The organism is Micromonospora sp. NPDC023956, from assembly GCF_040639195.1.
In the GTDB taxonomy this organism is placed as follows: Bacteria; Actinomycetota; Actinomycetes; order Mycobacteriales; family Micromonosporaceae; genus Micromonospora.
Window position 1 is genome coordinate 224,340 of sequence record NZ_JBEZZN010000002.1, and the last position, 23,241, is coordinate 247,580.

The 23,241-nt window shown below is 72.2% G+C and carries 18 protein-coding genes, 1 tRNA gene and 1 riboswitch; of the genes, 3 read left to right on the forward strand and 16 right to left on the reverse strand.

Features of this window, described 5'->3' with window-relative positions:
• Positions 1–10: 10 nt before the first annotated feature.
• The 4 genes from AB0F58_RS03500 to AB0F58_RS03515 all read right to left on the reverse strand — a co-directional run bounded on the left by AB0F58_RS03500 (position 11) and on the right by AB0F58_RS03515 (position 4,107).
• Entirely contained in the window at positions 11–1,084 is a 1,074-nt protein-coding gene (locus AB0F58_RS03500) for an ABC transporter substrate-binding protein (protein WP_357137305.1), read from the reverse strand.
• Entirely contained in the window at positions 1,081–1,914 is an 834-nt protein-coding gene (locus AB0F58_RS03505) for an ABC transporter ATP-binding protein (protein ID WP_357137308.1), read from the reverse strand. Before AB0F58_RS03505 ends, AB0F58_RS03500 begins: the two co-directional genes overlap by 4 nt.
• Positions 1,911–2,945 carry an iron ABC transporter permease gene (locus AB0F58_RS03510; protein ID WP_357138659.1) on the reverse strand — a complete coding sequence of 345 codons (1,035 nt, stop codon included), beginning with the start codon at positions 2,943–2,945 and terminating at the stop codon, positions 1,911–1,913. The genes AB0F58_RS03505 and AB0F58_RS03510 overlap by 4 nt, the downstream gene beginning before the upstream one ends.
• A gap of 43 nt (positions 2,946–2,988) precedes the next feature.
• Positions 2,989–3,173: riboswitch (cobalamin riboswitch) on the reverse strand.
• An 860-nt stretch (positions 3,174–4,033) separates the two neighbouring features.
• Positions 4,034–4,107, reverse strand: a tRNA-Thr gene (locus AB0F58_RS03515).
• Between the two features lie 173 nt (positions 4,108–4,280).
• Between AB0F58_RS03515 and AB0F58_RS03520 the strand changes: the two genes are divergently transcribed.
• Positions 4,281–6,020, forward strand: a complete 1,740-nt coding sequence (locus tag AB0F58_RS03520) for a metallophosphoesterase (protein WP_357137310.1) — start codon at positions 4,281–4,283, stop codon at positions 6,018–6,020.
• Between the two features lie 40 nt (positions 6,021–6,060).
• On the opposite strand, the gene ricT is transcribed toward AB0F58_RS03520, so the two are convergent.
• From ricT to tmk, 7 genes are all read right to left on the reverse strand, one after another.
• Positions 6,061–6,900, reverse strand: coding sequence for a regulatory iron-sulfur-containing complex subunit RicT (gene ricT / locus AB0F58_RS03525; RefSeq protein WP_357137312.1), 840 nt, complete (start codon positions 6,898–6,900; stop codon positions 6,061–6,063).
• A gap of 157 nt (positions 6,901–7,057) precedes the next feature.
• Positions 7,058–7,459 carry a hypothetical protein gene (locus AB0F58_RS03530; RefSeq protein ID WP_357137315.1) on the reverse strand — a complete coding sequence of 134 codons (402 nt, stop codon included), beginning with the start codon at positions 7,457–7,459 and terminating at the stop codon, positions 7,058–7,060.
• Between the two features lie 145 nt (positions 7,460–7,604).
• Positions 7,605–8,273: a hypothetical protein gene (locus AB0F58_RS03535; protein WP_357137318.1), complete on the reverse strand. Its 669-nt coding sequence runs from the start codon at positions 8,271–8,273 to the stop codon at positions 7,605–7,607.
• Positions 8,273–8,578 (reverse strand): hypothetical protein, encoded by a 306-nt coding sequence (locus AB0F58_RS03540; protein WP_357137321.1) that lies wholly within the window; start codon positions 8,576–8,578, stop codon positions 8,273–8,275. Before AB0F58_RS03540 ends, AB0F58_RS03535 begins: the two co-directional genes overlap by 1 nt.
• Before the next feature lies 1 nt (position 8,579).
• Positions 8,580–8,909, reverse strand: a complete 330-nt coding sequence (locus AB0F58_RS03545; RefSeq protein ID WP_357137323.1) for a YbaB/EbfC family nucleoid-associated protein — start codon at positions 8,907–8,909, stop codon at positions 8,580–8,582.
• Between the two features lie 139 nt (positions 8,910–9,048).
• Positions 9,049–10,311 (reverse strand): DNA polymerase III subunit delta', encoded by a 1,263-nt coding sequence (locus tag AB0F58_RS03550; RefSeq protein ID WP_357137326.1) that lies wholly within the window; start codon positions 10,309–10,311, stop codon positions 9,049–9,051.
• Positions 10,311–12,374 carry a dTMP kinase gene (tmk, locus tag AB0F58_RS03555; RefSeq protein ID WP_357138661.1) on the reverse strand — a complete coding sequence of 688 codons (2,064 nt, stop codon included), beginning with the start codon at positions 12,372–12,374 and terminating at the stop codon, positions 10,311–10,313. The genes AB0F58_RS03550 and tmk overlap by 1 nt, the downstream gene beginning before the upstream one ends.
• 307 nt (positions 12,375–12,681) lie before the next feature.
• Here tmk and AB0F58_RS03560 point away from each other — a divergent pair, with 307 nt between their 5' ends.
• Positions 12,682–13,890, forward strand: coding sequence for an amino acid deaminase/aldolase (locus AB0F58_RS03560; RefSeq protein WP_357137328.1), 1,209 nt, complete (start codon positions 12,682–12,684; stop codon positions 13,888–13,890).
• Positions 13,891–13,901: 11 nt separating this feature from the next.
• On the opposite strand, the gene AB0F58_RS03565 is transcribed toward AB0F58_RS03560, so the two are convergent.
• Positions 13,902–14,567: a TetR family transcriptional regulator gene (locus AB0F58_RS03565; RefSeq protein ID WP_357138664.1), complete on the reverse strand. Its 666-nt coding sequence runs from the start codon at positions 14,565–14,567 to the stop codon at positions 13,902–13,904.
• 219 nt (positions 14,568–14,786) lie between these two features.
• On the opposite strand from AB0F58_RS03565, the gene AB0F58_RS03570 reads away from it, so the two are divergent.
• A complete protein-coding gene (locus AB0F58_RS03570; protein WP_357137331.1) occupies positions 14,787–16,103 on the forward strand; it encodes a D-arabinono-1,4-lactone oxidase in 1,317 nt (438 codons plus the stop codon).
• A 60-nt stretch (positions 16,104–16,163) separates the two neighbouring features.
• Here AB0F58_RS03570 and topA read toward each other — a convergent pair whose 3' ends face one another.
• The 4 genes from topA to AB0F58_RS03590 form a co-directional block, all read right to left on the reverse strand.
• The gene (gene topA, locus AB0F58_RS03575) at positions 16,164–19,043 is read right to left on the reverse strand and encodes a type I DNA topoisomerase (RefSeq protein WP_357137334.1); all 2,880 of its coding nucleotides are present in this window, start codon (positions 19,041–19,043) and stop codon (positions 16,164–16,166) included.
• 446 nt (positions 19,044–19,489) lie between these two features.
• Positions 19,490–20,155, reverse strand: coding sequence for a hypothetical protein (locus AB0F58_RS03580; RefSeq protein WP_357137336.1), 666 nt, complete (start codon positions 20,153–20,155; stop codon positions 19,490–19,492).
• Positions 20,146–20,688 (reverse strand): hypothetical protein, encoded by a 543-nt coding sequence (locus AB0F58_RS03585; RefSeq protein ID WP_357137338.1) that lies wholly within the window; start codon positions 20,686–20,688, stop codon positions 20,146–20,148. Before AB0F58_RS03585 ends, AB0F58_RS03580 begins: the two co-directional genes overlap by 10 nt.
• A 129-nt stretch (positions 20,689–20,817) precedes the next feature.
• The gene (locus AB0F58_RS03590; protein WP_357137341.1) at positions 20,818–23,181 is read right to left on the reverse strand and encodes a sodium-translocating pyrophosphatase; all 2,364 of its coding nucleotides are present in this window, start codon (positions 23,179–23,181) and stop codon (positions 20,818–20,820) included.
• Between the last annotated feature and the right edge of the window lie 60 nt (positions 23,182–23,241).

The following is a 23,241-nucleotide window of genomic DNA, read 5'->3' on the forward strand; positions in this document are numbered from 1 at the left end:
CTGCGGGCGGTCATTTGAGCCAGTCGTTGCCGGGCAGTTTGCTGAGCTGCCGGATGTCGAGCGTCGGCGAGACCGATGACTTCGGGACGACGCCGAAATGCTCCATCGCTTCGCGTACCCACTCGGCCGCGTCGATGTTGAGGGGGCCCGAGACCCACATGGCGTACGGCAGGTTGACGAACCGCCCTTCCTTGACCGCCTTGAGGTTGCGGGATGCTGGGTTGGCCCTCAAGGTGTCGACCTTCTGCTGGTACGACTGGCCCGGGTAGTCGACGAAGAAGATGACGTCGGGGTTCGATGCGGCGAGCCGCTCCCAGCCCACCTCGGTCCAGGTGTCCTGCACGTCAGCGGTGGCGTTGGTGACCCCTGCGGCGTCGAAGATGGCCTGCGGGCCGCCGTACGAACCGGAGGTGAAGATGGCGTCGGTCCCGGAGTCGAAGAGGAACGCGGTCGGCTTCCCGCCCCTGGGTGCGGCGGCCAGCGCCGTCCGCCGCTTCTCGATGTCGGCGACGACGGTGTCCGCGGTCTCGCGGTGGCCGGTCAGCGTGCCGACGTTGCGCAGGTCGGTGGTGAGCGCGGTCCACGCGTCCATCGTGCCGCGAGCGCCGTTGTCCTGCTTGCAGGTCTCGCTGAGCAGGTAGGTCTTGATGCCGTGGGTCGTCAGGTCCTCAGGCATCAGGTTGCGGGACTCGCTGAACCCGTATCCGTAGCCGGCGAACATCATCTCCGGGTTGACCGCCAGGACGTTCTCCAGGGTGGGGTGCTCGTCCCCGACCTCCTTCATCTGATCGACCCGGGCTTCGGGATAGGCGAGCTTGAGCACGTCCCGGTCCTGGTCCATCCCGGTGACGGCGATCAGTTGGTCGCGTGCGCCGACGGACAGCACGATCGAGATGATGCCGCCGTCGTACGCGTACAGCCGGGTGACGGGCTTGTCGACGCTCACGTCCTGCCCGCAGTTCTGGACGGTGATGGCACCGGTGGCCGCGCTCGATCCGGCATCGCCGGAGGTGCACGCGGTGAGGGTGAACAGGCCGAGCACAAGAGCGGGGACACGGGTACGGCCGGGTGGGAAGACGGTCATGCCGGTGAGGTGTCCTTCCGGGGGTGGATGAGCAGATGGTGCTGCGGGAGGTCGGGGTGGGGCACCTGAACGGAGCCGACGCCGAAGTGCGTCTCGACGTGGTGAGCGCCGAGCACCTCGGCGGGCGGGCCGACGGCGACGATGCACGCTGGCTCCGACGTCCGGTCGCTGCCCGCGCGCCAGCCGACGAGGGCCAGCCGGTCGAAGAAGCGCAGGGCGAGATCGAGGTCGTGCACGGTGGCCACCAGGGTTCGGGCGCGTGTGGCGAAGACCTCCAGGAGGTCGAGCTGCCAGGCGACGTCGAGGTGGTTGGTCGGCTCGTCGAGCAGCACCGTCGGGCACTGCTGGGCCAGGCCGCGGGCCAGGACGGCCCGGCGCCGCTCGCCGCCGGATAGCTGGTCGGCGACGGTGTCGATCCGGCCGGCCAGTCCGACGGCGTCGAGGGCGCCGAGCACGAGATCGCGCTCGGCGCGGCCACCGCGGGCCCAGGGACGGGTCTGCGGCACCCGGCCGAGGGCGACCATCTCCCCGACCCGCAGCTCGGAGGTCGTCACGTCCTCCTGAGGCACGTAGGCGAGCTGCCGGGCGCGTTCCCGGCTCCGGAGCCGCCGCAGATCGATCAGTCCGCCCCGCCCGTCGGCGATCAGCGCGGTTCCGGAGCTGGGGTGCAGCACTCCGGCCAGCACCCGCAGCAGCGTCGTCTTCCCGGCGCCGTTGACCCCGACGATGCCGAGCCGGCTGCCGTCGGCGACGTCGAGGTCGACTCCACGCAGCACGGTACGACCGCCCATCCGGGCGGAGACGTCGTGCAGGCGCAGGGCGGGGGTCATCGGTCACCACCGAACCGGTACGAACCTCGGCCCATGAGCAGCAGGAACAGGGGCGCCCCGAGCACGCCTGTCACCACGCCCAGGGGAATCTCCTGCGGTCGCACCACCACCCGGGCCAGCACGTCGACCCAGACGAGGAACACCGCACCCGCCACCGCCGCGACCGGCAGGACGACCCGGTGCCGGGCGCCCACCACCAGCCGGGCCGCGTGCGGAACGATCAGCCCGACGAACCCCACTCCCCCGCTGACCGCCACCAGCACACCGACGACCACGGACAGGATCACGAACAGCGCCGTACGCAACGCGGCCACGTTGATCCCGAGAGCTGCGGCCGTCTCCGGCCCGGCTGCCAGCGCGTCGAGCCAGCGATGCACCACCAGCAAGCCGGCCGCGAGGACGACGACGAACGCGGCGGGTATCACGAGCTTTTCCCAGGTGGCTCCGCCGACGCTACCCAGCATCCAGAACATCACCGAGTTCGCCGCGCGCTCATCGTCGCTGAGAAAGACCAGCAGCGAGGCAATCGCTGAGAACCCGGAGGAAAGGACGACACCGGAGAGCACCAGCCGGATCGGGGTCAGTCCGCCCTGCGCGGTGGCGATCAGCCAGATCAGCAGCGCGGATCCGACCGCCCCCAGCAGCGCCCCGGTCGAGACTGCGTAGAGGCCCAGCCCGGCAAGCGCGCCGGTGGTGAGGGCCGCGGTGGCGCCCACCGAGGCGCCCGAGCTGATACCCAACAGGTAGGGGTCGGCCAGTGAGTTGCGTACCAGGGTCTGCATGCCGGCCCCGGCGATCGCCAGGCCCGCGCCCACGACCAGCGCCAGCAGCGCGCGGGGCAGGCGCAGTTCCCAGATGATGACGTCCCAACGGCCGGCCGGCTCGCCGGAGAAACGGTCGGTGACCGCCGCGACGACCTCGGTGAGCGGGATTCGCTCGGAACCGAAGGCCAGCGAGGCGATCACGCTCAGGACCGACGCGACGGCCAGCACGAATAACAGCGGCCAGAACGGCAGCCTACGCCGGGGCATGATGCGGCCTCTCAAGTCTGGAGACTCTGATCGCGAGAGTCCACCGACGAGCATGTGAGCCGACAGGTCTTCGGACTTGGGGTCAACCGGCGGCACGGCCTTCCCAGAGAAGTAGTCTCCAGTGGCGAAATCGTGCCGCCGTCGCCCGTACCGCTGCGCGCCAGTCCCGGAATCTCACCGGAGTTCCCTGGCATCCCTCAGGATGCGGTCGACTCGACCGGGACAGTACCCGCACCAGGCGGATTCCGCCACCGAGGATCCCACCCTCGTGACATCGACCGTTGCTCTGCGTCGAGCCGCCACAGCGTGTGCGAGATTCCCCGCGATCGCCGGGATCTCAGCGGCCCGCAGATGACGACTGTTCCTTCAACGACCGCGTCCGCATCGATCGAAGAGTTCCAAGGTACGCCGAGGGTGAGCTGGCCACCCGCCCCCGGTCCGCCACTGGTTTCGGCCCGCTGCTGCGGCTGCACTTCAAGGACTGCCGGCACGCTGACCGGGTCAGCGAGGTCACCCGCCAGCCGCCGGCCACACCCGAGGGCGGTGGGGCGGCCCGGTCGAAGTGCCGCCGACAGGCCGGGCCGGATTCACGCTTCACTGCGGTCCGGTTGCCGACAGTTGTTCGGCTGGATTGGCTCAGGCGTGGTGGGCATCCTGTGCGGATGCGTTCACGACCTGCCACTGCTGTTCAGGAATGTGAGCCGGTGACGGGGTTCGCATACACGGATCCGGTGGAGAAGAAGACGCGGTCGTTGGACTTGGATGGTGGGACGCAGATCCCGGCCGGTGGAACTGCTCAGTAACTGGGTGGCCTGGATCTCGACGGGATTCTTGACGAGGGCCTCGGCAGGCGTTGCGTCGTGGGGCGACCCCCGAAGCCGCGCCCCCACCGAAGGAGCGCGACTCGGTGGTCTCGACGCCGAGCAGCGAGGCGGCGTGACGCACCGGCTCGGTGTCCTGCTCCGTCGGCACTGTCCTCAGGATTGTCCTCATATCCATCTGGCCCGATGCGGATGATCCGCGGCAGAGGGCGGCGGATACGACGAAGGCCCTGGTCAGATGTACTGACCAGGGCCTTTCGGTTGCCGAGCCGCCTGACGGAATCGAACCGTCGACCTACGCATTACGAGTGCGTCGCTCTAGCCGACTGAGCTAAGGCGGCAACGATCGTCAAGTGTACGGCACGCACCCCGCCCCGGTCCCCCGGGATCCCTCCGACGCCGTCCCCTCCGGGGCCGGGCAGCCGCACCTCACCCGGCGGTGAACCGGACAACTACGGTCGGACCGTCCAGCACCAGACAGCGTTACCCATCCGGGCCGGATACGCTCCGCGGCGTGAGTGACGACCGCCCCTCGCCCACCACCCCGCCGGAGGCGACCAGCGCCGACGGGGGTCACCCCCGCCGCCCGCGCAGCACGGAGCCCCGGGAGCTGGGCTTCACCCCCCGCAAGGCGGTGCCGTGGCTCGCGCCGTTCCTGCTGATCAGCACCGGCATCCGTACGCTGCTCGCGATGTTCTTCGGGGCGTACCTGGACAAGCGGGAGTTGCAGAACGCCTTCTCGGACGGGGTGTTCCGCCAGGTCGGGCCGGACGGTGGGCTCTGGCTGGACTACGTCGCCGACCTGGGCGACGGGTTCGACGCCACGTACTCGGTGGCGTACCTGATCGCCCAGCCCGAGCTGGACGTCGACGGGCACCGGCTGCCCCGCGCGCAGGTCCTGGTGATGGGGGGCGACCAGGTCTACCCGTCGGCCGGGTACGAGGCGTACGAGGACCGCTGCAAGGGGCCGTACCAGGCGGCGTTGCCGCTGGCCACGCCGGGCGGGCCGACGCTGTTCGCGGTGCCCGGCAACCACGACTGGTACGACGGCCTGACCGCGTTCCTGCGGCTCTTCGTCCGCTCCCGGGACCAGTACTTCGGCGGCTGGCGCACCGCGCAGTCCCGCTCCTACTTCGCCGTCGAGCTGCCCGCCGACTGGTGGCTGTTCGGGCTCGACGACCAGTCCGGGTCGTACCTGGACGATCCGCAGCTCACCTACTTCGAGACGGCCGCCGCGCGGCTCGGCCCGCAGTCGCGGGTGATCCTGGCGGTGCCGGCCCCGACCTGGGTACGGGCCGTCGACACCCCCACCGCGTACGACTCACTCGACTACTTCATCCGCACGGTCGTCGCGCCGACCGGGGCGACGGTACGGCTGGTGGTCACCGGGGACCTGCACCACTACGCCCGGTACGCGGGACCGGACCGGCACCTGGTCACCTGCGGCGGCGGTGGGGCGTACCTCTACCCGACGCACAAGCTCCCGGAGCAGATCGAGGTGCCGCCGCGCGACACGCTCGCCCGGCGGGCCAGCCGCTCCGAGCCGTACGAACTGGCGGGTCGCTACCCCGACGCGACGCGCTCCCGGCGGTACGGCTGGGGCATCTTCCGCCGGCTGCCGTTCCGCAACCCCGGCTTCACCGCGCTGCTCGGCACCCTGCACACCCTGCTGATGCTGGCGATGGCCGGGGTGGCGGCGAACCGGGCGGACAGCGTCGAGCAGCGGCTGTTCAGCGTGCCGCTGATGGCGATGCTGCTGGTGACGGTCCTCGGCGCGGGCTTCTTCGCCAAGCCGCCCAGCGCGAGCGGCAAGCGCCACTCCCGGCACTGGATCCTCGGCGTCACGCACGGGCTGGCTCACGTGGCGCTGGCCGCCGGGGGCACGTGGCTCTGGCTGGAACTACCGTTCCACGACTGGCCGTGGCCGATGCCGGTGGTCGCGGCAGCGGTGGTCTACGGGCCGGTGATCGGATTCGTGGCGAGCGAGCTCACTGCCCTGTACCTGCTGGTCGCCGGGAGCTTCGGGGTGAACGTGAACGAACTCTTCGCCGGCCAGGGCATCGAGGACGCCAAGTCGTTCCTGCGTCTGCGGATCGATCCGGACGGCACCCTGACGATCTACCCGATCGCCGTCGACCGGGTGTCCCGGGGCTGGCAGGTCAACCCGGACCAGTCCCCGACCGCCTCCTGGCTCACCCCGCAGGCTCCGCTGGCTCCCCGCCTGGCCGAACCGCCGGTGACCCTGCGGCCCTGACCCCGCCGGTGCCCTCCGCCGCACGAAGGCTCACGAAGGCTCACGAGGTGTAGTGCTGGTCGTGGGCCTGGCGGGGGGCGCAGACGCTCGCCCGGGAACAGGAACAGCGGGAGCCGTCGGCGTCCAGCCGGACGGTCACCGAGTCCTTCGGGACGCTGTGGCCGACCACCTTGCCGTCGCCCTCCGGAGTCGACACCCGGGTGCCGACGGCCGGGGCGGATTCCTGGAAGCGCTGGTACAACGGATGTTCGTATTTGAGGCAGCACATCAGCCGGCCGCACGCCCCGGAGATGCGCAGCGGATTGAGCGGCAGGTCCTGGTCCTTGGCCATCCGAATGGTGACCGGCTCGAAGTCGTTGAGGAAGGTGGCGCAGCACAGGTCCCGGCCGCAGGAGCCGATCCCGCCCTGCACCCGGGCCGAGTCGCGGGCGGAGAGCTGGCGCAGTTCGACCCGGCAGTGCAGGGTCGCCCCGAGGTCCCGGACCAGGGCGCGGAAGTCCACCCGGTGCGGCGCGGTGAAGTAGATCGTGGTCCGGCCGCTGCCGCCGACCTCGGCACCGAGGACGTGGTCCACGGCGACGACCTTCATCGGCAGCCCGTGCTCGCGGATCAGCCGCTTCGAGGCGACCTTCGCCTCGGCCTTGCGCTTGCGCAGCAGCTCGTCGCGGTGCAGGTCCTCCTCGACGGCGAGGCCGGCGAGCTTGGGGAAACCGTCGGTGTCCTCGCTGACCCACTGGGGTGCCCAGACGCACTCGGCCACCTCGGGGCCGTCCTCGGTGGGGACCAGCACGCGGTCGCCCACCTGCGGGCGGAACTCGCCCGGGTCGAGGTAGTAGAGGCGGCCGTACCGGTTGAAGCTGACCGCGCAGAGCATCCCCATGCCCTCACCCTACGGCCAATCCACCGCCTTCACCCACCCCGGCGTCGCCACCCGGTCACCCCCCGCAGTCGTCGATCGACTCCGACGAGGTCGTCGTCCCGGCCCGGACGGGGGTGGGCCCCGGCGCGGCGCGCCGGGGCCCACGGTATGAACCGGCCTAGTAGTCGTCCAGGCAGGTCATGTAGGTGAAGCCCCAGCCGGTCCCCGGCACCCAGACCGCGATCCACCCGTTGGCGTTGGTCACGCCACAGGCGGTGTACCGGTCACCCAGGTAGTACGTGTTCGGGTAGCACTCGTACAGCCACCCGCTCTGCCCCCACTCGATGAGCGACGCGGTGGTGCTCGGGCTCGTGCGGACCGGCAGGTTGTTCGCGTCGGAGACGACCCAGCCCGTCGGGCAGCTCGTCGTGTGGTTGACGCCGACCTGCTGGGGGGCGACCGAGGCGACGGCGCCGGTACGCGGCGGCGCCTCGTCGGGGGCCGCCGAGGCGGCACCGGGTGCGGCGACGACCAGCCCCGCCGTGGCCACGAGCGCGAGCAGACTCTTGACGATCTTCACAGGCTTCCCTTCCTGTCCTGTCGGGAAGCTCGAATATATCTAGCAATTTCCATATGCGTGGGTCCTTTTCCACACATCTGAGTCCACCCTGGGCAAATCGACCGATTGACTGACACACTCGGTGACACCGAGGCAAGAAGGCCGATCAGTAACCGACCCGGACGACCCGGTCGTAGGGGGCGGGGCCGACCACCGGTCCCCGCCAGATCGACTCGGCCAGGCTCGGCGACCACTGGCGCAGCAGCGTCTCCGCACCGTCGTACGCCACCCCCAACACCGCCAGCACCCGGTGGGCGATGTCGGCTGCGGCAAGCAGTGCCGCGCTCCCGGGCTCCGCTCCGGGCACGGTGGCGGCACGCACCCGGACCGCCTCGACGGAGCCGAGCACATCGGCCAGGGCTCGGGCCAACGCCCGGCGGCTGCCCTCCACCCAGTCGGCCAGCGCGTCGGCGTACCCGGCCGTCGACTCCAGCCGGCCGACCAGACTCTCCGGCCCCTCGTCGAGGTGCCGCAGCAGCGCCGACCTCGCCTGGTCGTACGCCGAGGCGGTCGGTCCGGACCAGATGACCGGATCGCTCAGGGTCCCGCAGACGGCGTCGCAGGTCGGGATGAGCCCGCGCACCGCGCGGCCGGCCCTGGCCAACGGCTCCGGGTGCAGGTCGAGGAAGCCGCGCACGGCCTCACCGGGCAACACCTGCATTCGGCGCAGCAGCGGCCAGAGGCGGTGCCCGTCCGGTGCCCCGACGGCGAGCAGCGTGTCGACCCGATCGAGCAGGTCCAGCCCTGGCTCGGCGAGACGGTCCAGGGCGTCCATCACGTCTCCCGGCCCATCCGCCGTCGGGCGGTGTCGTCGACCTCTGCGTACCGGTCGGCGGCACCCCGCACGGCCGACGCGGCGGCGGCCAGCCGTGCGGCAGCGATGGTCGCCTCCCGGGCCCGGTCATCGGTCGCCTCGAGCCACCGCCGGTGCAGTGCCCGACCGATCTCGCCGGGCCGCCCGGGAAGGTGGACGCCGAAGGCGGGGTGTGGTGGGTCGGTGGCGGTCGCCGCGCGGGCCAGGGCCTGTAGGTCGCCGCCCGCCTCGTCGAGCCGGGCGGCGAGTACGCGCAGTTCGTCCATCTCACGCCCCCGCCAGCGGTCGGTACGCGGCGAACGTCTCGTTGTGCAGCTTCTCCCGGGCCCACTGCGCGGCGTCGGCCGCCGCGGTGACCGCCGCCTGCACCGAGTGGGCGACGTCCCGGGGGTGGCGGTTGTGCAGCGGGCCGAGGAAGCGGACGTCGGTGATCGTGCCGGCGGCGGTGACCACCACCTCGACCAGCCCGTCGGGGGACCGGACGGTGACCTGGACGCCTGCCACCGCCGCGTCGAACTCGGCCTGGAGGGACTCGATCCGGCGGTACCGCCGGACTGCCTCCTCGATCCAGGCTTCGTCGATCTCCCCCCGCGGCATGGGCGGACTCCTCCCGCAAGCGGTGTCACTGAGGGTGCCGTCGCCGTCACCACGGCACAGGGACCGTACCGCAATCAATCGACACTGTCGATGGCCCGGGGAGCAGGGGAAGTACCGGTCGGGTGGTACCGGGTGGGGCTCAGCCCTTCCAGAGGGCGAGCATCATCGCCTCCACGGCGATCTTCGGCTTGACGTTGGCCTCGATCGCGGTGCGGCACTCCAGCACCGCCTCCAGCCGCCGCAGGGCCCCCTCGGCGTCCCACTTCTCGGCCCCGGCACGGGCCATCGCCACGGTGTCGGTGTGCACCGGCGCGACCGGCGCCCGCAGCGCGGCGACCAGGGCGTCCCGGTAGAACCCGGCCAGGTCGACCAGGGCCCGGTCCAGCGCGTCCCGCTGCGCCCGGGTGGCCCGGGACTTCTGCCGCTTCTCCAGGTCCTTGAGCTGCCCGGCGGCGCCGCGCATCGCGCCGGCGGCCCCCCGGCCGGTGCCGCCCGCGCCGAGCGCGGTCTGCAACGCGGCCCTCTCGGCGGTGTCGGTCTCGGCGACGGTCGCCGCCGCCTCCGCCTCGGCGGCCTCGATCAGCGCGGAGGCGGCGTCGAAGGCGGCCCCCACCCCGGTCAGCCGGCGGGGCACGGCCAGCACCGTGTCCCGCCGGGTGCGGGCCTCCGGGTCCCCGGCCAGCCGGCGGGCCCGACCCACGTGGCCCTGGGCGGCCGACGCCGCCCACTCGGCCACGTCGGGGGCGATCCCGTCCCGGCGGACCAGCACCTCGGCCACCGCGCCCGCCGACGGCTGCCGCAGCGGTACGACCCGGCAGCGCGACCGGATGGTCACCGAGATGTCGTCCGGGTGGGTGGACGGGGCGCAGAGCAGGAAGACGGTTCGTGGGGGTGGTTCCTCGATCGCCTTGAGCAGCGCGTTGCCGGCCGCCTCGGTGAGCCGGTCGGCGTCGGAGATGATCACGACCTGCCACCGCCCGCCGGACGGGGTGCTCGCCGCCCGCAGCACCAGGGCCCGCATCTCGTTCACGCCGATGGAGAGCCCGTCGGGCACGACCAGCCGGACGTCGGCGTGCGTACCGGTCATGGTGGTGTGGCAGCCGGCGCAGCTGCCACAGCCGGTGCCGTGCACACACTGGAGGGCGGCGGCGAAGGCGCGGGCGGCCACCGACCGCCCCGAGCCGGGCGGGCCGGTGAAGATCCAGGCGTGGGTCATCCCCGCACCCGGGTCCGGGCCCGTCCCGCCGCCGTCCGGGCCGGTCGCCTCGGCGACGGCGGTGCGGCCGGGGCCGGTGGGGTGGCTGACGGGGGCACGCAGCACGGCGGCGGCCGCGCCGACGGCCCGGCGCAGCGTGTCGACCGCCTCGTCCTGGCCGACCAGCTCGGCGAAGACCTCCGGCATCAGCGGCGTTGCTCCATCGTCACCAGCTCCGCGTCGGATAACTCCGGTTGCGTCGAGGTGTCCGGCTGCTTCGCCGGAGCCGGGTGCACGATCGCCGCCGGGTCGTCCAGCATCTCCTCGATCCGGCGGGCCACCTGGGCGGCGATCTCCTCCTGCGGGCGGGACGCGTCGAGCACCAGGTAGCGCTTCGGGTCGGCGGCGGCGAGGTCGAGGAAGGCGTACCGGACCCGCTCGTGGAAGGCGAGCGACTCCGCCTCGACGTGGTCGGTCTCCCCGCCCCGGGCGGCGACCCGGGCCAGGCCGGTACGCGGGTCGACGTCGAGGAGCACCACCAGGTCGGGCTTGAGTCCTCCGGTGGCCCAGGAGGAGAGCCAGGAAACCTCGTCGGTCGGCAGCGTCCGCCCGGCCCCCTGGTACGCCAGGGAGGAGTCGACGTACCGGTCGCTGACCACCACCGCGCCCCGGATCAGCGCGGGCCGGACCACGGTGGCCACGTGGTGCGCCCGGTCGGCGGCGTAGAGCAGCGCCTCGGCGCGCGGCGACGGGGTGTCCGAGCCGGGCGCGCCGAGCAGCAGCGTACGGATCCGCTGCCCGACCGGGGTGGCCCCAGGCTCCCGGGTGATCACCACCTCGCGCCCCTGCCCGCCGAGGGTTTCGGCGAGCCGGGTGACCTGGGTGGACTTGCCGGACCCCTCCCCGCCCTCGAAGACCACGAAGAGCCCGGCGGAGACGAAGGGCTCGGCCGGGGTGAGCGGACGGCCCCGCATCGAGCCCCACAGGTCGGCGAGGACCGGCACGCCCTTCTTGTCGTCCATCTGCCGGAAGGCGCTGATCCCGGCGAAGATGCCGGCCAGCCCGGCGGCGAGCAGCAGCAGCCGGGTGGAGGAGATCGAGATGCCGAGGTCGGCGATGCGCAGTTCCCGGGACCCGCCGACGCCGACCAGGAGGCTGCTCAGCGCGATCGCGAAGATCAGCACCAGCCGGGTGCCGATCTGCACCACGGCGAAGACCCGGCCCCGGACCTCGTCGGCGATCTCCCCGCCGAGCAGGGTGGTGCCGGCCAGGAAGGCCATGCCCGCGCCCGCGCCGACCAGGATCGCCCCGAGCATCGCCATGGAGAGGTGGATGGCGAAGGCGAGCGCCAGCACGGACGCGCTGGCCAGCACGATGCTCATGCCGAACCAGCGACGGCGGGACAGGTCCCGGACGATCATCGGGCCACCGCCGATGCCGATCGCCAGACCGATGAAGATCGCGCCGAAGAGGAGATAGAAGGCGGCGTCACCGGCGCCCAGCGAGTTGGCGAAGAACCGGGCGGTGCCGATCACGATGCCGCCGCCGGCGAACGCGCCGAAGATGCCGAGCACCAGCCCCCGCACCAGGGGGGTGTGGCCGATGAACTGCCAGCCCTCCTTGAACTGGGTCAGCATGCTCTGCTCGGCGCGGGCCTCCCGTTCCTCCTTCCGCTGGCTGATCTCCTTGATGCCGAAGGCGACCACCAGCGCGGTGGCCAGCCGGGAGAAGGCGTTGAACCAGAGCGCGAGCTGTGCGGGCTCGGACCAGTCGGGCACCTCGCCGCCGGTGGCGGCCCGGACGCTGGCGTCCAGCCCGGCGATGCTCAGCGCGGCCAGGACCGGGGTGAGGCCGTAGGTGCTGATCAGGCTGAGCTGGTTGGCCATCTCCAGCCGGGCGCGCGGGATGAGGTTCGGCACCGCCGCTTCCTTGGCCGGGAGCCACATCAGCGTGATCGTCTCGATCAGGAACGTGGCCACCGTGGCCCAGCCGACCACCACCCCGCCGCTGGCGCCGAGGAGCGCGACCAACGGGATGGAGGCGAAGAGCAGGAAGCGGAGCACGTCGCAGATGACCATCGTCCAGCGGCGGTCGAACCGGTCGGCGAAGACCCCGGCGAGCGGGCCGAGCACCAGCGCGGGCAGCAGCCGGATCGCGATGACGGTGCCGAACGCGGCACCCTTGGCGGTGCTCCCCTCGACCTGGTCGGCGGCGAAGATGGAGGTGGCGAGGAGACCGAGCCAGTCCCCGTACGACGCGGCGCTGAGCACGATCCACAACCGGCGGAACGGTCGGATGCGCAGTACGGAGCGGAGGGCGGCGTAGCCCGTCCGGTCGCCCTGGCTCGGTGACGACACGCCGGCCGACTCGCCGTTCTGCTGGCTTTCGATGGCCGTACCTCCAGTGCCGGCCCATCCCTGGGCGTTCCCCGGTGTCACACTCTAGTCGCGGTGGGCGGTCATCCCGCCGAGTGACATCCTGCTGCTCGCGAGCCTAGGGCCTCTGCGCACATCACCACAGACCAGGTTGTACGCGAGGGTGTTTCGCATTATCCGTTCCCACAGTTAGCGTGCTCACGTGGCCATCGAACGCGACCTGCTCCGCGACCGTCTGGACCGGGCGACCGCCCACCTCGACCCGCCGTTCGCCGTGGTCGACCTGGCCGCCTTCGACAGCAACGCCACCGCGTTGGTCGGCCGGGCCGCCGGCAAACCGGTCCGGGTCGCCAGCAAGTCGGTCCGCAGCCGCGACCTGCTCACCCGGGTTCTCGACCGGCCCGGCTGGCACGGCGTGCTCGCGTTCACCCTGCCCGAGGCGATCCGGCTGGTCCGCGCCGACGTCAGCGACGACGTGGTGGTGGCGTACCCGACCGCCGACCGGGCGGCCCTGGCCGAGCTGGCCGGTGACCCGGACCTCGCCGCGGCGGTGACCCTGATGGTGGACGATCCGGCGCAACTCGACCTCGTCGACGCGGTGCGCGCCCCCGGGCAGCGCCCCGAGCTGCGCGTCTGCCTCGACCTGGACGCCTCCTGGCGACCCCTGCGCGGGCGGGTGCACGTCGGCGTGCGCCGTTCCCCGGTGCACGACGCGGCGGCGGCCGGCGCGTTCGCCGCCACCGTCACCGGCCGGCGCGGTTTCCGGCTGGTCGGGGTGATGGCGTACGAGGCGCAGATCGCCGGGTTGGGCGACGCCCCGCCGGGACAGGCGCTGCGGGGCACCGCGATCCGGGCGGTGCAGCGCCGGTCGTACCGGGAGCTGCTGGCCCGCCGGGGCGCGGCGGTGGACGCCGTGCGGGCGCACACCGACCTCGAGTTCGTCAACGGCGGCGGCACCGGCAGCATCGCCGCGACCAGCGCCGACCCGGCGGTCACCGAGGTCACCGCCGGATCCGGGCTGTACGGGCCGACGCTCTTCGACGCGTACCGTGCCTGGCGCCCCACCCCGGCGGCGTTCTTCGCCTGCGCGGTGGTCCGCCGCCCCGCAGCCGGGGTGGCCACGGTGCTCGGTGGCGGCTGGGTGGCCTCCGGCCCCGCCGAGCGCAGCCGGCTTCCCCGGCCCTGGCTGCCGGCCGGGTTACGACTGGTCGGCACGGAGGGCGCGGGTGAGGTGCAGACCCCGCTGACCGGCGCGGCGGCCGACCGGCTCCGGGTGGGTGACCGGGTCTGGTTCCGCCACGCCAAGGCCGGCGAGGTCTGCGAACGGGTGAACGAGTTGCACCTGGTGGACGGGGACGCCGTGGTGACGACGGTCCCCACCTACCGGGGCGAGGGATGCGCGTTCCTGTGACCGGGCGGACGTCAGCCGGCGTCGACGGCCACCGGGGCGGCCGACGGACCGGCCGGCGCGGCGCCGTCCGCGCTCTCCCCGGTACCGCCGGCACCCACCGCGTCGGCCGCCTCGACGGCGCGGCCGGAGGCCTGGACCTGGCGGTGCAGGTACTCCCGGATCAAGGCCTTGGCCTCGTCCAGCACCCGCTCGTCCCCCTCCGGCTGGCGGCGGAACGCGAGCTTGATCAACGCGTCGGCCGCCTCGACGGCGATCTCCAGGATGAACCGGAGCCGGGGCCCGTCGGTCAGGCCGAACCGCTCGGTCAGCACCCGGGCCAACTGGTCGGCGATCACGCCGTTGTTGTCCCGTTGCTCGTCGAGCAGGTGCAGGTCGACCACGTCGCCGAAGTGCAGGGTACGGAAACCGGGAACGGTGCGGTGCATCGTGATGTACTCGTCGATCGCCGCGTCGACGCCGTCCCACCAGTCGGTCAGGTCGTCCGAGGCGAACCGCGCGTCGAGCCGCTGGAGGTAGGACTCCATCGTGCGCAGGGTCAGCGCCTGCACGATGGCCCGCTTGTCCGGAAAGAACTGGTAGACCGATCCGATCGCGACCTCGGCCCGCTCGGCGAGGAGCGTCGTGGTCAGACCCTCGTACCCCACCTCGTCGACGAGCTCGGCGCAGGCGTCCAGCATCCGCTGGACCCGCGCGACACTTCGCCCCTGCACCGGTACCCGGCGCAACGGCCCGGTCGTGGCGGCTGGTGTGGACACTCGACGCCACCCCCCTTCGACGGATGAACATTTCTGCACGTCACCGAAGCGTGACGCTACCGGTACTAACGATCGGGCCGGCAATGTGGTGTTTACCAGGCACGACGTTCTGATGGGTTCCCCTGGCGCACGGAGGCGCACATGACGCGGACGGTCACGGTCGGCACCGCCTGGACGAACTGGGCGGGCAACCAACGCAGCATCGCCGGGGCGGTGCCCCGACCACGCGACACCGGTGAGGTGGCCGAGGCGGTACGGGCCGCCGCCGAGGCGGGGGTACGGATCAGGCCGGTGGGCAGCGGCCACTCCTTCACCTCCATCGCCGTCACCGACGGACACCGGCTGGAGCTGGCCGACCTCACCGAGCCGGTCCGGGTGGACCGGGAGCGCCGGCTGGTCACCGTACCCGCCGGGATCACCCTGCGGAAGCTCAACGACCTGCTCGCCGGGCACGGCCTGGCCATGCCCAACCTGGGCGACATCGACGCCCAGACCATCGCCGGGGCGATCTCCACCGGCACCCACGGCACCGGCGCGCGACTCGGTTGTCTGGCCACCACCGTCGAGGCGCTGACCCTGGTCACCGGCACCGGGGAGGTGCTGCGCTGCTCCGCCGACGAGCAGCCGGACCTGTTCGCCGCCGCCCGGGTCGGGCTGGGCGCGCTCGGCGTGCTGACCGAGGTGACGCTGCGCTGCGTGGACGCCTTCACGCTGCTCGCCCACGAACGCCCGGCGCGGCTCGCCGACGTGCTGGCCGACCTGCCCGCACTGCTCGACCGGCACGACCACGTCGAGTTCTACTGGTTTCCGTACACCGACCGGGTGCAGGTCAAGACCAACGACCGGGTGGCCGTCGACGACCGGCCGCTGCCGGGGTGGCGGGGCTGGCTGGACGACGAGTTCCTGGCGAACACCGTCTTCGAGCGGGCCTGCCGGCTGGGTCGGGCGTCGCCCCGCCTGGTTCCGACGATCAGCGCGGTCAGTGCCCGGGCCCTGACCGAACGGCGGTACACCGGCCGCTCCGACCGGATCTTCTGCACCCCGCGCCGGGTCCGGTTCGTGGAGATGGAGTACGCCCTGCCGCGCGCCGCCCTCGGCGAGGCGTTGAACGCGCTGCGCCGGATCGTCGACGGCCTGCCGTTCCCGGTGCTCTTCCCGGCCGAGGTGCGGTTCGCCGCGCCGGACGACATCTGGCTGTCCCACGGGTACGGACGCGAGTCCGCCTACATCGCCGTCCACCAGTACGTGGGCATGCCGTACGAGCCGTACTTCCGGGCGTTCGAGGAGGTGGCCCGGGGGCTCGGCGGGCGTCCGCACTGGGGCAAGCTGCACTACCGCGACGCGGAGTCGCTCGCCCCCGCCTACCCCCGGTTCGCGGACTTCCAGGCTCTCCGGGACACCGTCGACCCCGCCCGCGTCTTCGGCAACCCCTACCTCGCCCGCGTCCTCGGCTCCTGATCGACCTGATCGTGGTGGCCGACGGACCCCCGGAAGGGCCGTCCGCCACCACGATCCGCGCTACTCCGCCTCCGCGGCCGCCTTGCGCGGGGTGGCCTTCTTCGCCGGGGCCTTCTTGGCCGGGGCGGACTTCGTGACGGCGGACTTCGTGACGGTGGCCTTCGTCGCGCCGGTCTTCGCGGCGCTGACCTTGCTGGCGCCGGCCTTCGTGGCGCCGGTCTTCTTCGCCGTGGTCTTCTTCGCCGCGGGAGCCTTCTTCGCCCCGGTGGCCTTCCGCGCCGTCTTCTTCGGCGCCGGCCCCTTCGCCCGCTTCTCGGCGAGCATCTCGGAGGCTTCCTCGATGGTCAGCGCCTCCGGCGTCTGCCCACGCCGCAGCGACGCGTTGGTCTCGCCGTCGGTGACGTACGGACCGAACCGGCCGTCCTTGATCACCAGCGGCTTCTCGGTCAGCGGGTCGACGCCCATCTCGCGCAGCGGCGGCGCGGCGGCCCGCCGCTGGCGGGCCTTCGGTGCGGCGAGCAGGGCCAGCGCCTCGTCCAGCGTGACCGTGAACATCTTCTCCTCGGAGTCCAGCGAGCGGAACTCCTCACCCTGCTTGACGTACGGCCCGTAGCGGCCGTTGTTGGCGAAGACCTCGACGCCGTCCGGGCCGACCCCGATCCGCCGGGGCAGGCTGAGCAGCTTCAGCGCCTCGTCGAAGGAGAGCGTGTCCGGCGACTGTGACCGCAGCAGCGACGACTTCCGCTCGCCACTGGCCACGTACGGTCCGAACCGGCCGGACTTCAGCAGGATCGGCTCGCCGGTGGACGGGTCGTCACCGAGCTTGCGCTCACCGCCGCCACCGAGGAACAGTTCGTGCACCTTCTCCGGGGTCAGCTCGTCGGGAGCCACCCCCTCCGGAATCGGGGCCCGGTCGCCGGGGGTGCCGCCCTCCTCGCCCTCGGCCTGCGTCGCCGGGGCCTGGCCGGGCACCGTCCGCTGGAGGTACGGCCCGTACTTGCCGACCCGGACGACCACCTCGCGGCCCTCGTCGTCGGTGAAGAGCGGGATGGAGTTGACGCTGCGCGCGTCGATCTCGGTGAGGTTCTCGGTGACCAGCTTCTTCAGCCCACCGGAGCGGGCGATGTCCTGGTCGCCGGCACCGTTGGCGCTGCCGAAGTAGAACGCGGTGAGGAAGTCGACCGCCGCGTGGTCACCACCGGCGATCTCGTCCAGCTCGTTCTCCATGCTGGCGGTGAAGTCGTAGTCGATCAGGCGCGGGTAGTGCCGCTCCATCAGCCCGATCACCGCGAACGCCAGGAAGGACGGGATCATCGCCTGGCCGCGCTTGACGACGTACCCCCGGTCCTGGATGGTCTGCATGATCGACGCGTACGTCGACGGGCGACCGATACCCAGCTCCTCCAGGGCCTTGACCAGCGACGCCTCCGTGTAGCGCGACGGCGGCTGGGTGTGGTGCTCCTGGGCTACCAGCTGGTCGGCGGTGAGCGGCTGGTCCTTCACCAGGTTGGGCAGCCGACGCTCGGCGTCCTCGGCCTCGGCGTTCTCGTCGTCGCTGGACTCGACGTACGCCCGCAGGAAGCCCGGGTCGGTGATGGTCTTGCCGGTGGCGCCGAAGTCCGCCTCCTCCTGTGCGCTGGAGACCGCGCGGATCCGCACCGAGACACTGGAGCCGACCGCGTCGGTCATCTGCGAGGCGATGGTGCGCCGCCAGATCAGCTCGTAGAGGCGGTACTCCTCGGTGGACAGCTCGTTGCGCACGTCGCCCGGGGTGCGGAAGTTGTCCCCGGCGGGACGGATCGCCTCGTGCGCCTCCTGCGCGTTCTTCACCTTGCCGGTGTAGCGGCGCGGCTCCGGCGGCACGCTGCGCTCGCCGTACAGCTCGACGATCTGCCGGCGGGCCGCCGCGATGGCGGTCTCGGACAGGTTCACCGAGTCGGTACGCATGTAGGTGATGTAGCCGTTCTCGTAGAGCCGCTGCGCGGTGCGCATCGTCTGCTGCGACGAGAACCGCATCTTGCGGGCCGCCTCCTGCTGGAGCGTGGAGGTGATGAACGGCGCGTACGGGCGACGGCGGTAGGGCTTCTCCTCGACCCGGGTGACGGTGAACGGCCGCCCCTCCAGGCGGGCGGCGAGTCCGCGCGCCCCGCCCGAGTCCAGGTGCACCACGCCCGCACCGGGCCGGACCCGGCCGGTGGTCGGCTCGAAGTCCTTGCCGGTGGCGATCCGGTCGCCGTTCAGCGCGATCAGGGTGGCGGGGAAGGTACGCGGCCCCTCGCCAGGCCCGGCGACCGCCAGGGTGGCCAGGATGTCCCAGTACTCGGCGGTGCGGAAGGCCATCCGCTGCCGCTCCCGCTCGACCACGATCCGGGTGGCCACCGACTGGACGCGGCCCGCCGAGAGCTTCGGCATGACCTTCTTCCAGAGCACCGGGGAGACCTCGTAGCCGTAGAGCCGGTCGAGGATCCGCCGGGCCTCCTGGGCGTCGACCAGGGCGCGGTCGATCTCGCGCGGGTTGGCCACCGCCGCCTGGATCGCCGGCTTGGTGATCTCGTGGAAGACCATCCGCTTGACCGGCACCTTGGGCTTGAGCGTCTCCACCAGGTGCCAGGCGATGGCCTCGCCCTCGCGGTCCTCGTCGGTGGCGAGGAAGATCTCGTCGACCTCCTTGGCCAGCCGGGTCAGCTTGGTGATCTGCTGCTTGCGGTCGGCGGAAACCACGTAGAGGGCGTGGAAGCCGTTGTCGACGTCCACCCCGAGCCGGGCCCAGGGCTCGCCCTTGTACTTGGCCGGCACGTCGGCGGCGTTGCGGGGCAGGTCGCGGACGTGCCCGAAGCTGGCCTCCACGACGTATCCCGGACCGAGGTAGCCCGAGATCGTCTTGGCCTTCGCCGGTGACTCGACGATGACCAGACGGGTGGTCCTGGCGTTGCTCGGCACGTCTCCTGCGACCTCACTTCTGCTCGTGGCCCGGCCGCCTCCCGGGCGGCACCGCCGTACGTCCGGGCCGCCGGCGGTCCGGATGTCCAACGTAACGCGCCGCCCGCGTTCGGGGTTTCGTGGGCGGCGAAGCCACCCGACAGCGCGGTCTCCCCCGACGCGATGCGGACGAATGTGCCGGACGGCGTCACCGTACACCGCGGATCCGCCCTCGGGCGGGCCACTGTGTCGAACGTCGGCCGGTGACCGGCGCGCCGGGGGATCACGGCGGGGGGCCGTCCGACCACCCGCTGTCCTCTACCCGACAGCAGGCCAGAGCATGCGGGGGACGGCCGGGGAAGGCTCCCCGTGGTCCCCGCAGCGGGCGGCGGGCGGTGCGGCGGACGACGCCGCAACGGTCCGGTTCGCACTTTCTGCGGGCGATCCACTACTCACCGTCACCAACGTCAGGTCGGGCCGGGTGGCCATGCGGTCGGCGGTGCGGCCGCCGGACGGTCACCGACCAGCTCGGCCAGCCGGGCCAGGCGTCGCCGGCCACTGATCCGGTACACCGACCCGTCCGCCCCGGCGTCGAGGAACACCCCGGGGAGCCCGACGGCGGCCAGCGCCCGCCCGACCGGTTCGCGGCCGGATTCGTCGGCCGGGCCGAGGTGCAACCGGAAGCCGGACGGCTCGGCGACCCCCGCCGCGGCCAGCCAGAGCCGCAGCCGGCGGCCGTTGAGGTGGAAGGTGACGGGCGGTCGCTTGCGCGGCGCGTCCTCCCCGACGGCGGGTGGACCGTCGGGGACCGGGCCGCCGGGGAGCCAGGCTGCCGCGAGCGGGGCCAGGGCGCTGGTGTACGAGGTACGGATCCGGTGCTGGTCCCCGGCCGCCTCCCAGCTCGCGTTCAACCCCCGGCGTGTCAGCTCGGCGACGAGCACGTGCACCCGCCAGGCGACATCCACGACGACCGACAGTCGGGCGGTGCCCCCCATCCGGACGATCTCGGCCGGCCCGGCGAGCAACCCGGCCAGGTCGGCGAGGGACGGGTCGGCCGCCTCCGTACCGAACAGGGAGAGCTGGCGGACCGGCCCGGTGCCGGCCGGCGCGTCGGAGGGCGGTGTCAGCGACACTCCGGGACCTCGTCGAAGGCCTGTTTGAGCTCTTCCGAGTTGAGCTTGCTGGTGTCCAGCGCGCTCGCGTCGTACTCCTTGTCGAGGGTGTCCACGGCGCCCCGCACCCCGTCGTAGAACGTGGTCGGCTGGCCGGTGCCGAGCCCCGCGATGGTGGTCCGGGCCCGGCCGTAGGCGTCCCGGACCTTCTCCAGCGAATCGAGGAAGCCGGCGGAGACCTGCTCGCCGTGCTCGGTGTCCGGCACCCCGGCCGCCTCGACCTTGCGGCGGGCGGTCTCGCTGGCCTGCTCGGCTCCGGCGAAGAGCCGGACCAGGTTCTCCCGGGCCTGCGCGGGGGTGGTCTGCGCGGTCATCTGCTGCTGGGTGCTGCTGGTGAGTTTGTCGATCTCCGCGCGCCAGGGGGTGAGGGCCTCGCAGACCGCCGCGGCCCAGACCCGGGGCGTCGGGCCGGCACCGCACGCGCCGGCCACGAGGACGATCGCGGCCAGGACCACCGTGAGTTTTCCGGCGGCTGCCGCCCGGCACGTACGCATGCGTTGCAGCGTACGGCCTTCGTCGTGATGCGCCACCCACCCATCGACGTCGGTCGCCCGGTCGCCGACGGGCCCGCCCGAAGGTCCCCGGCCGGCGGTGTGCCGACCGGGGACCGTGGGGCGTCGGAATCAGGCGCGGACCGGCTCCGGCTGCTGGTCCGGGCTGCCGGCGGCGGCTCCGCCCGAGCCGCCGTCGGCGTCGGACATCGCCACGCCCTTGCGCTTGCTGAACAGCACCGCCGCGACGATGACCAGGGTCGCCACGACCGCGATGCCCACCCGCAGCGGGGTGTTCCGTTCGTCGCCGACGCTCCAGGCCACCACGGCCGGGGCGATCAGCAGCGAGACCAGGTTCATCACCTTGATCAGCGGGTTGATCGCCGGGCCGGCGGTGTCCTTGAACGGGTCACCGACGGTGTCGCCGATGACGGTCGCGGCGTGCGCCTCGGAGCCCTTGCCGCCGTACGCGCCGTCCTCGACCATCTTCTTGGCGTTGTCCCAGGCACCACCGGAGTTGGACAGGAAGACCGCCATCAGCGTGCCGGCGCCGATCGCCCCGGCCAGGTACGACGCGAGCGCGCCCGGTCCGAGGCCGAAGCCGACCGCGATCGGGGCGAGGATGGCGAGCAGGCCGGGGGTGATCAGCTCGCGCTGCGCATCCCGGGTGCAGATGTCGACGACCTTGCCGTACTCCGGGCGCTGGGTGCGGTCCATGATCCCGGGCAGCTCACGGAACTGCCGGCGGACCTCCATCACCACTGCGCCGGCCGAGCGGGACACCGCGTTGATGGCCAGGCCGGAGAAGAGGAAGACCACCGCCGCGCCGATGATCAGACCGACCAGGTTGCGCGGGTTGGCGACGTTCAGCGAGTTGAGGATCTCCGTGCCGACGTCGCCCACCCCGGCGTCCGCGTACGCGGTGCTCAGCGTGTCGGTGTACGAGCCGAACAGCGCGGTCGCCGCGAGCACCGCGGTGGCGATCGCGATGCCCTTGGTGATCGCCTTGGTGGTGTTGCCGACCGCGTCCAGCTCGGTGAGGATCTGGGCGCCGTGCTCGTCGATGTCGCCGGACATCTCGGCCACGCCCTGAGCGTTGTCGGAGATCGGGCCGAAGGTGTCCATGGCCACGATCACGCCGACGGTGGTGAGCAGGCCGGTGCCGGCCAGCGCCACCGCGAAGAGCGAGAGGGTGATCGAGCTGCCGCCGAGCAGGAACGCGCCGAACACGCCGGCCCCGATGAGCAGCGCCGAGTAGACCGCCGACTCCAGGCCGACGCTGATGCCGGCGAGGATGACGGTGGCCGCACCGGTCTGCGAGCTCTTGCCGATGTCCTGCACCGGGCGCTTGTCGGTCTCGGTGAAGTAGCCGGTCAGCGCCTGGATCGCGGCGGCCAGCACGATACCGATGACCACCGCGCCGATGGCGACCAGGCGCGGGTTCTGGTCGGCGTCGGTGAGGCCACCCTCCAGGTCGGCGAAGCTCGCCGGGAGGTAGGCGAAGGCGGCGATCGCCACCAGCACCGCGGAGATCAGCGCGGAGAGGTAGAAGGCCCGGTTGATCGCGGTCAGACCGGAGCGGTCCGAGGGGCGCAGCCGGGTGATGAAGACCCCGATGATCGCGATGAGCACGCCGATGGTGGAGATGATCAGCGGGAAGACCAGGCCTTCCTCGCCGAACGCGGCCCGGCCGAGGATCAGCGCGGCGACCAGGGTGACCGCGTACGACTCGAACAGGTCGGCGGCCATGCCGGCGCAGTCACCGACGTTGTCGCCCACGTTGTCGGCGATGGTGGCCGCGTTGCGCGGGTCGTCCTCGGGGATGCCCTGCTCGACCTTGCCGACCAGGTCCGCGCCGACGTCGGCGGCCTTGGTGAAGATGCCGCCGCCGACCCGCATGAACATGGCCAGCAGCGCGGCACCGAAGCCGAAGCCCTCCAGCACGGTCGGCGCGTCGCCCCGGTAGACGAGGACGACCAGCGCCGCGCCGAAGAGGCCGAGGCCGACGGTGAGGAAGCCGACCACGCCACCGGTACGGAAGGCGATCTTCATGGCCGCCTCGCGGCCGCCCTGCCGTTCCCGGGCTGCGGCGGCGACCCGCAGGTTGGCCCGGGTGGCAAGCCACATCCCGGCCCCGCCGATGAAGGCGCTGAACGCCGCGCCCACGACGAAGAAGGCCGACCGGCCGATCTTCACCATGGTCTCGCTGCCGTCGGTGTCGTGCACCGGCAGCAGGAAGAGCAGCACGACGGCGACGACCACGAACACCGCGAGTGTCCTGAACTGCCGAAGCAGATAGGCCGAGGCGCCCTCCTGGACGGCCCCGGAGATCTCCTGCATGTTGGTGGTGCCCTTACCGGCTGCCAGTACCGCCTTGGTCAAGGCGGCGGCGAAGACGAGCGCCACCAGCGCGATGACCGCGGCGATGACGACGTACGACACGTTGGCACCGGTGAGGGAGAGCTCGCCGCCGTCGGCGGCCAAGATCCCGGACATCTGTGTCCTCCTGTACCGAACACTCGCGTCGGCCGGTGGGACGTACCAGCCGGACGCCTG

Coding starts and splice junctions, on each gene's coding strand:
- AB0F58_RS03550 (WP_357137326.1), bottom strand. CDS start 10,311: ATGCCGGAGGTCTTCGCCGAGCTGGTCGGCCAGGACGAGGCGGTCGAC.
- AB0F58_RS03585 (WP_357137338.1), bottom strand. CDS start 20,688: ATGCGTACGTGCCGGGCGGCAGCCGCCGGAAAACTCACGGTGGTCCTG.
- AB0F58_RS03510 (WP_357138659.1), bottom strand. CDS start 2,945: ATGCCCCGGCGTAGGCTGCCGTTCTGGCCGCTGTTATTCGTGCTGGCC.
- AB0F58_RS03505 (WP_357137308.1), bottom strand. CDS start 1,914: ATGACCCCCGCCCTGCGCCTGCACGACGTCTCCGCCCGGATGGGCGGT.
- AB0F58_RS03535 (WP_357137318.1), bottom strand. CDS start 8,273: ATGGACGCCCTGGACCGTCTCGCCGAGCCAGGGCTGGACCTGCTCGAT.
- AB0F58_RS03500 (WP_357137305.1), bottom strand. CDS start 1,084: ATGACCGTCTTCCCACCCGGCCGTACCCGTGTCCCCGCTCTTGTGCTC.
- AB0F58_RS03570 (WP_357137331.1), top strand. CDS start 14,787: ATGACGCGGACGGTCACGGTCGGCACCGCCTGGACGAACTGGGCGGGC.
- AB0F58_RS03540 (WP_357137321.1), bottom strand. CDS start 8,578: ATGGACGAACTGCGCGTACTCGCCGCCCGGCTCGACGAGGCGGGCGGC.
- AB0F58_RS03590 (WP_357137341.1), bottom strand. CDS start 23,181: ATGTCCGGGATCTTGGCCGCCGACGGCGGCGAGCTCTCCCTCACCGGT.
- AB0F58_RS03565 (WP_357138664.1), bottom strand. CDS start 14,567: ATGCTGGACGCCTGCGCCGAGCTCGTCGACGAGGTGGGGTACGAGGGT.
- AB0F58_RS03545 (WP_357137323.1), bottom strand. CDS start 8,909: ATGCCGCGGGGGGAGATCGACGAAGCCTGGATCGAGGAGGCAGTCCGG.
- ricT (WP_357137312.1), bottom strand. CDS start 6,900: ATGGGGATGCTCTGCGCGGTCAGCTTCAACCGGTACGGCCGCCTCTAC.